Genomic DNA, 7,918 nt, shown 5'->3' with positions numbered 1-7,918 from the left:
AAATATAAATATACTATTTCTAGTTTAAATCAGATAAAGTAATAATAGTATCTCTTCTAAGCTCACAATGCTCACGTATATCGCCTTAATGCATAAATTGCAAATCAGTAAATGCTTCTCTTTAACACTCTTTGAGTCAGTTATTATTAAGAAACATTACTTTATTATTCGTTATATCATTGAATATATAATGATATTTAAAAAAAGCATGCCGCTATTTCAAAAAAGATACCATCTATTTAGCCATAAAAAAAGGGATAAAGAGTGATTAATTTAATTAAGTTTATTGTTTTGCTTACATTGGTAAGTTCATTGCAAGCTAAGGTTATCAAAGATTTAAACAATCAAGATATCAGTGTACCAGACAACGTAGAGGCAGCTTTTGGTTCATCTCCACCCATGAACTATCTGCTTTATGCTCTAAATCCTGAAAAAATGTCAGGACTGAATTTCAGTGCGAAAAATCAAAATAACGCTGCTGATGAACTTTTTTTAAGTAAAAAATTTCTCTCACTTCCCGTTATTGGCTCTTTTCATGGTGGTGGACAGAGTATAAATCTTGAGACTATTATAAAGCACAACCCAGACCTTATTCTTTTATGGGAAGATGATTTACTCATTGGTAAAGTTCAAAAAGAGATTGCAAAAACAAACATTCCAACCATTACCCTTCCTTTTAGAAAGATACAAACTATGCCTCGCTCGATTGCATATGCAGGTGAAGCAATAGGAGAGAAAACTAGAGGAGATTTACTAGCTTCTTATACTCAAAATATTATAGATGAGATTAAAACTTCGCTTGATGGTGTAAAACCTACAAAGTACTACTATGCAGAGGGTTTAGATGGGTTATCTACTGAGTGTAGCGTCTCTTTCCACGTTGAAGCACTAAACTTTGCGGGTGGCGAGAACACTCATAAGTGTGAGCAAAGGGCACTTTTAGGGCTAGAGAAGATAAACTTTGAGACACTTCTCTCTTATGACCCTGATATCATTATCGCTCAAAACAGACTTACATACGACAATATTATGAAAAATCCTCTATGGCAACACCTAAGAGCAGTTAAAGAGAAAAATCTCCACATAGTGCCAAACAACCCTTTTAACTGGATAGACAGACCACCATCTTTTATGAGAATCATAGGGATTCAGTGGCTTAGCAAGCTGTTTCATCCTAATGAGTACGATGTAAATATCCACAAAAGAGTCAAAGAGTTCTACAAACTATTTTTAAATGTAGAACTAAGCGATGCTCAAGTTAAAGAACTTCTAGCAGAGAAAAACTAGATGCGATACAAAAAAGAGGCTAAATATCTACTCCTTGCAACACTTACTTTAGCTATTGTTGCGCTATTGTCTCTTTTATGGGGGCAGTATCAGATAGATATGAGTACATTTGTAGAGTATTTAAACTATAAACTTTTCTCTAAAGGAGAGATTGACTCTCAAACCTTTACTCTGATTGATAACATCATTTTAGAGATTAGACTTCCTCGAGTTTTACTAGCTATTCTATTGGGTGCTGCACTCTCAACTAGTGGAGCTGTATTTCAAGCGATGTTTGTAAATCCTCTAGTATCTCCAGGGATTTTAGGGGTTTTAGCTGGTGCATCATTTGGCGCTGCGTGTGGAATGCTCCTCTCTGATAGTTGGCTTATAGTGCAGGTTTTAGCATTCGCATTTGGATTTGTAGCGGTTGGTTTTGCTGTGCTTATAGGCTCTATGGTTACAAACTCAAGATCTACTGTTATGCTAGTTTTAGGCGGCGTTATCAGTGCGGCGCTCTTTACTTCACTTCTCTCAATCATAAAGTATGTAGCAGATCCATACAGCACACTTCCTGCTATCGTTTACTGGCTTATGGGCTCGCTTTCAATGGCGCAACTAAATGAAGTCGCATTTGTAGCGATTCCGATTTTACTTAGTATAACTGGGATGATATTTATGAGTAAATATTTTGACCTCATGAGCCTTGGCGATGAGGAAGCAAAAGCGCTTGGCGTAAATGTCAAACTTATCCGCATTGTTGCTATCATCCTTGCTACACTGGCTAGTTCACTAAGCGTTGTTATGGCTGGAATCATCGGCTGGGTTGGACTTATCATACCGCACATAGTCCGAATGGCAGTTGGGCCTTCACACCGCCTACTTATTCCACTCTCTGCGATTGTTGGAGGAGCTTTTTTACTTCTGGCTGACGCTATCTCAAGACTAGCTCTTAGCGTGGAGATACCTATTGGGATTTTGACTTCACTTATTGGGATACCTATTTTTATAATAGTTCTCAAAAATGCGAGGGCAGCATGGAACTAAAACCTATCATAAGCGTAAAAGATTTGCACTTTTCATATAAAAACCATCAAGTTCTCTCAGGAGTAAACCTTGAGTTATACAGAGGCGAAATCGTCTCTCTGCTTGGACCAAACGGATGTGGAAAAAGTACACTTATCAAACTCATCTTAAAGCTTATAAAAGGCAAAGGCGAGATAGCGATAGATGGCAAACCTTTACAGAATTATTCGCATAAAGATATAGCTTCACATGTAGCGTATATTCCTCAGTACAACAACACACCTTTTAACTACTCAGTCCAAGAGATGGTAGTTATGGGAAGAGTCTCAAAGCTTGATTTTTTCGCTCTTCCATCAGCTCATGACTATAAAGTAGCAGACAAAGCGCTTCAAAAAATAGGGATAGAGCATCTAAAGAGTAGAGCTTTTGGGCAACTTAGCGGTGGACAAAAACAGATGGTTCTTTTAGCTCGCGCAATTGCTCAAGAGGTAAATGTTTTTATCATGGATGAGCCTGTTGCTGGGCTTGATTATGGAAATCAGATAAGACTTTTAGAGCTTATTAGTGAGCTTGGGTCTGAGGGATATACCTTCTTAAAAACTACTCACTATCCAGATCATGCGCTTTTGGTTTCTAGCCGAGTAGTTGTCATGAATGGCGGAGTAGTCATCTGTGATGGCGCACCTGAGGATGTGATATCAAAGCAGATGATAGAAGATGTTTATAACATCAAAGCAGACATTATTATGCATGACTCGCATAGAAGATGTGTTCCTATATTTGAGCGAAAAAGAGAGGCTATATAAGATGGATTTACTATTTGAAGATGTTGGCTATTTTGATTTAACAACGCTTGGGCTTGGTATTGGCGAGAAAAAAGGTCTCATGACTTTTGCGCCAAAAGATGAAATAGTGCTTTGCGGAGTTGATGAAGTAAGAAAAATCTTAAATGAGCTAGATATAAAACACACTTTTTTCAAAAAAAATGGCGATAGAGTTTTAGCTCATGAAGTTATTTTAGAGTGCAAAGCAGAGGCTAGTAAACTTCACAAAGCATGGAAAATCTCTCAAAACATTTTTGAATACATGAGCGGCATCGCAACATATACAAACATTTTAGTTACAACTGCAAAAGAGATAAACCCAAATATAAGCGTCTCTACTACAAGAAAAAATTTCCCAGGTGTAAAAGAGATGATGTTAAAGGCTGTCATGAGCGGAGGCGGAGCACCTCATCGTCTTGGGCTTTATGACTCTATTTTAGTGTTTGATCAGCATCTTGCTTTTTTAAGCGATAAAGCTGAACTAGAGAGTAGTTTTAAAAAACTAAAGAGTGAGTTCATTGAGAGAAAAGTAGCTGTTGAAGTTGATTCGCTACAGAGTGCTAGATATTTTGCCTCTTTGGGAGCTGACATTTTACAGTGTGAGAAGATGGACTACAAAACTCTAAGCGAGTGCGTTTCACTTAAAAAAGAGTTTCCAAGTTTATTAGTCTCCGCAACTGGCGGTATCCATAAAGACAACATCGCAGAGTTTGCAAAATGTGGAGTTGATTTTATAGTTACTTCATCGCCATATCACGCAAAACCTCTTGATATCAAAGTAAAAATCAAAGAGGATAAGTAAGATGAAACTCTTAACTACTTTATTGCTAATTGTTCTCTCACTCAGTGCAAAAACCATCACTGATGATTATGGCAGAGTAGTTGTAGTTCCTGATACTATCACTAAAATTTATGCTGCTTCGCCACCAATCACTATGAGCGTTTTAGCTTTTAATCCAGACTTAGTAGCTGCACTTAACTCGCCATTTAACGAGCTTCAAAGAGAGTATGTTGGAAGCGCATTTGATAAAAAAGTGGTTGGTGGATTTATGGGTCAAGGCAACACTCCAAACTTTGAGATTCTCTCAAGTGTAAAACCTGATGTTATCCTTATGTGGGGGCGTTCAAGCGCGCATGAGAAGATTTTAGCAAAGTTTGAGAAGTTGGGCATCCCTGTTTTACTTGTAAAAAACGACTCTATACATGACATCATCACACAATTTGAACTTTTAGGAAATCTTACAAATAACAAAGCAAGAGCAGATGAGTTAATCGCTTACACACAAAAAAGCCTCTCGCTCATAGAATCTCTGCAGAGTAAACTCAAAGAGCAAAAGAGCATTCGTTACTACTATGCACAAGGCGTTGATGGGCTAAATAGCGAGTGTGAAGGCTCTTTTCACTTAGAACCGTTTAAATTTGCAGGGGCAAAAAATGCACTTGATTGCAAGATGAGTTCAAACTATGGGATGGAAAAAATTAGCATTGAGAAAGTTTTGCTTAGTAATCCAGATGTAATAGTCGCTATGGAGAGTACATTTGCAGAAAATGTATCTCAAAACTCACAATGGGAAAATATAAAAGCAGTAAAAGATGGTAAAGTTTTCACGATTCCATCAACTCCTTTTAACTATATCTCAAGACCGCCCTCTTTCATGAGGCTTTTGGGCATAAGATGGCTTATCCACTCTTTTTATCCATCAATTTTAGAAAAATCATTTGAACAAGAGAAAGCGGAGTTTGAAAAACTCTTCTTTACTCAAAAAGGAGCTAATAGTGTTAAGTGAAAAATTACTTCATGTAGCAATCATTGGAGTTGATCCAATCCTTTGGATACTTCTGTCCATGAGCGTTGTATCTTTTGGCGTTATTGTTGAGAGAGTACTTGTCTTTAGCTATGTAAAAAATAACATACAAAATCTAAGTGAGCCAAAAATCAGAGTTGTTTTAGAAAAACGTCTAGGGCTACTGGCAACTTTTGGAAACAACGCCCCTTTTATAGGGCTCTTTGGAACAGTTCTTGGAGTAATCAATGCTTTTCATACTCTATCTTCAGAGAATGAGTTTGGTGTAAACGCTGTTATGGGCGGTATCTCAGAAGCTTTAGTTGCAACTGCTACTGGACTTTTTGTAGCGATTCCAAGTGTTATGGCATATAACTATTTTGTGAGAAAAATTAAGATGATGTTACTTCAAATGGAGGCGGACGAGAAATGAGAGTTGATAACAGCTATGATGAAATATCAGAGATAAATATGACTCCATTTGTGGATATTGTTCTTGTTATTTTAGTTATCTTCATGGCAACTGCAACTTTTGTAGCACAACAAAAGATAGCTATTTCTCTTCCAAATGCCTCTAAACAACAGAGTCAAAAAGATGCGAAACCGTTAGTTTTGACAATAGATAAAGATGGAGTAATTTTTCTAAATGACAATAGAGTTGAAAATCTAAATGACGAGTTAGCAAAAAATAGCACTCTTATAGCCAAAGATGGCGTGATTTTAAGAAGTGATGCAAAAACTTCGTTTGAGCATGTTGTAAAAGTGATCGACATCTGCAAACAAAACAGTATCTCTAAGTTTTCTATCCAAACACAAGAGGCAAGCAGATGAATAGTTTTTACAAAAGAGTTGTTATCTCAGTCGCATCTACAACCATTTTACATGCTTCTATTTTTTATACGCTAAATGAAGTAAAAGAGCCTCAGATTATCACTCCAAGAACTATAGAGATAGCTCTCCTTGATGCACCAAAGATGGAGAAAAAAGAGGAGATAAAACCAAAAGAGACACTTAAAGAGCTGCCTAAAAAAGTAGTTAAACAAGAAGTTGCAAAACCAACACCAGTAGTAAAACAAGAGAAAGTTGCAGAGACTAAAGCAGCTGCACAACCAAAAGAAGAAGCACCACAAGAAGCCGCAACAAAGCCCATTGCAGTAGCTCAAAACGACTCTTTGCATATAAACAAATCAACAAAAGTAGAGACTCCTCAAAAAGCATCACAAGAGCAAAAAGCTACCTCAAAAATAGCCCCAAATATCCTCGAAGCGTATCTCTTTAAAGTAAGAGCCAAGATACAAGAAAATCTACGATATCCATCTCTTGCTAGGCGACTAAAACTAGAGGGCGAGAGTGTTGTGGGATTTGAAATATTAGATAACGGAGGTGTGGTGGAGTCATCATGTGAAGTAAAAAAATCAAGCGGACATAAAACGCTTGACCGTGAGGCAATAGAGACAATCTTAAGCGTCTTACCATTTGAGGCGCCTCCAAGTGGAAAAATATCGATAATAGTGCCAGTTGCGTTTAATTTAAAATAAAAGGGGAATATAAAAGATGAATGAAGAGAGTATAAAAATAGAGAAGATTGTGAAGTTTCACAGATCTTTTGATGAGATGAGCCAAGCTCAAAGAGAAGCGTGGCTTTTAGAGATGGGAGATATAAACATAGAGCATTTCTTCAAAGCAAATCAGAGAGTTTTTGATGAAGATGGCCCAAGAGAAAGAAGCATCCCAAGGCGAGATTTTTTCTTAAATGTTATAAAAAACAGAGTCAAATCAGACCCATTGATACAACCAAAAGGGCATCCTGTTACAAACTACTTACAAGAAAATATAGTCATACGAGAGTTATGTAACAAGACAGATGCCGCATTTCAAGACCCATCAGACCTTAATGAAACTTTGGTACTTTTAAAAGGTTTAGCGCATATCCACACTCACTATCTTAGAAAAGAGGATCAACTATTTCCATATCTTGAAAAACATGACTTTACTTATCCAAGCACGGGTATGTGGAAGTTTCAAGATGAGATAAGAGCCAATCTAAAGCTAGTTACAAAAGCGGTTGAAGCAAAAGAGGTGAACGAGGAGATGGCGACACTTCTCAAAGATGTTGTACAAGATATCTTTGATATGACGACCAGAGAAGAGAAGATGCTTCTGCCAACAGCTATGAAACTGCTCTCAAATGAGGAGTGGGAGAAGATGAGCAAAGAGGAGAAAGAGATAGGGTATGTTTTTATGCAAAATCCTCCGCTATGGCCAAAAGATGAGAGCAGTAAAACAGATATGGCATCATCTTTGGGTGCGATTTTTCTACAAGAGGGAGCACTCTCGCAAGACCAACTAAACCTCTTCTTTAGCGCACTTCCATTTGATGTAACTTTTGTGGATGAGAATGACAGAGTGGCATTTTTTAACAAAGGAAGCGAGAGAACTTTTTTAAGAAGTCCTGGCGTAATCGGCAGAGAAGTAAAGTTTTGTCACCCTCCAAAGAGCGTTGATACGGTGTTAAAAATTCTAGAAGCATTTAAAAATGGAAGCAAAGATAACGCAGAGTTTTGGATAACTTTTGGCGGAAGATTGATTCATATCAGATACTTTGCACTTAGAGATGCAGAGAAGTGCTACAAAGGCGTAATCGAGCTTACTCAAGATATTACAGATATCAAAAAGATAGAGGGTGAAAGACGCCTTTTAGACTGGGCGTAAAACATTTTTTATATATAGCGTTATGTACAAAAAGATACTACTAAATAAGGGAGATAAAAGTGAGCGAAGAGTTAAAAAAAGAGCATAAAGGCGGAACCAATCCAAGTGGATTTGACCGCATAGTACGAGAAGTATTTGCACCAATTTACCCTGTAATAGCACAGCAGATAAAGCAAAAGACTGCCCTCTCAAGTGGAAAATGCCTTGATGTTGGATGTGGAACTGGTGCACTTGGGCGTGCAATGGCGCAGATTACAGAGTTACATGTAACTTTTTTTGATCAATCAGATGAGATGCTCTCTCTTG

General features: G+C 37.4%; 10 protein-coding genes. All 10 read left to right on the top strand.

Annotated features, from left to right (window positions below; genetic code table 11):
- Positions 1-264 precede the first annotated feature (264 nt).
- On the top strand, positions 265-1,287 hold the full coding sequence (locus PHI38_RS07795) for an ABC transporter substrate-binding protein (RefSeq protein WP_299854707.1): 1,023 nt from the start codon (positions 265-267) through the stop codon (positions 1,285-1,287).
- On the top strand, positions 1,288-2,313 hold the full coding sequence (locus PHI38_RS07790; RefSeq protein WP_299854705.1) for an iron ABC transporter permease: 1,026 nt from the start codon (positions 1,288-1,290) through the stop codon (positions 2,311-2,313).
- On the top strand, positions 2,304-3,098 hold the full coding sequence (locus PHI38_RS07785; protein WP_299854704.1) for an ABC transporter ATP-binding protein: 795 nt from the start codon (positions 2,304-2,306) through the stop codon (positions 3,096-3,098). Before PHI38_RS07790 ends, PHI38_RS07785 begins: the two co-directional genes overlap by 10 nt.
- Before the next feature lies 1 nt (position 3,099).
- The gene (gene modD, locus PHI38_RS07780) at positions 3,100-3,918 is read left to right on the top strand and encodes a ModD protein (RefSeq protein WP_299854702.1); all 819 of its coding nucleotides are present in this window, start codon (positions 3,100-3,102) and stop codon (positions 3,916-3,918) included.
- Between the two features lies 1 nt (position 3,919).
- On the top strand, positions 3,920-4,903 hold the full coding sequence (locus tag PHI38_RS07775; protein ID WP_299854700.1) for an ABC transporter substrate-binding protein: 984 nt from the start codon (positions 3,920-3,922) through the stop codon (positions 4,901-4,903).
- Complete coding sequence (locus PHI38_RS07770; protein WP_299854697.1) at positions 4,893-5,333, top strand: MotA/TolQ/ExbB proton channel family protein; 441 nt, start codon at positions 4,893-4,895, stop codon at positions 5,331-5,333. Before PHI38_RS07775 ends, PHI38_RS07770 begins: the two co-directional genes overlap by 11 nt.
- Positions 5,330-5,731 (top strand): biopolymer transporter ExbD, encoded by a 402-nt coding sequence (locus PHI38_RS07765; protein ID WP_299854694.1) that lies wholly within the window; start codon positions 5,330-5,332, stop codon positions 5,729-5,731. The genes PHI38_RS07770 and PHI38_RS07765 overlap by 4 nt, the downstream gene beginning before the upstream one ends.
- On the top strand, positions 5,728-6,438 hold the full coding sequence (locus PHI38_RS07760; RefSeq protein ID WP_299854691.1) for a TonB family protein: 711 nt from the start codon (positions 5,728-5,730) through the stop codon (positions 6,436-6,438). The genes PHI38_RS07765 and PHI38_RS07760 overlap by 4 nt, the downstream gene beginning before the upstream one ends.
- Before the next feature lie 16 nt (positions 6,439-6,454).
- Complete coding sequence (locus tag PHI38_RS07755) at positions 6,455-7,612, top strand: PAS domain-containing protein (RefSeq protein ID WP_299854689.1); 1,158 nt, start codon at positions 6,455-6,457, stop codon at positions 7,610-7,612.
- A 59-nt stretch (positions 7,613-7,671) separates the two neighbouring features.
- Positions 7,672-7,918: class I SAM-dependent methyltransferase (locus PHI38_RS07750; RefSeq protein WP_299854686.1), on the top strand; the 247-nt coding region annotated here is incomplete at its 3' end.

Origin of the sequence: Sulfurimonas sp., assembly GCF_028694895.1 — a bacterium.
Classification (GTDB): domain Bacteria; phylum Campylobacterota; class Campylobacteria; order Campylobacterales; family Sulfurimonadaceae; genus Sulfurimonas.
Note: the sequence above shows the minus strand (reverse complement) of the source record. Positions and strands in the feature narration are given on the sequence as shown.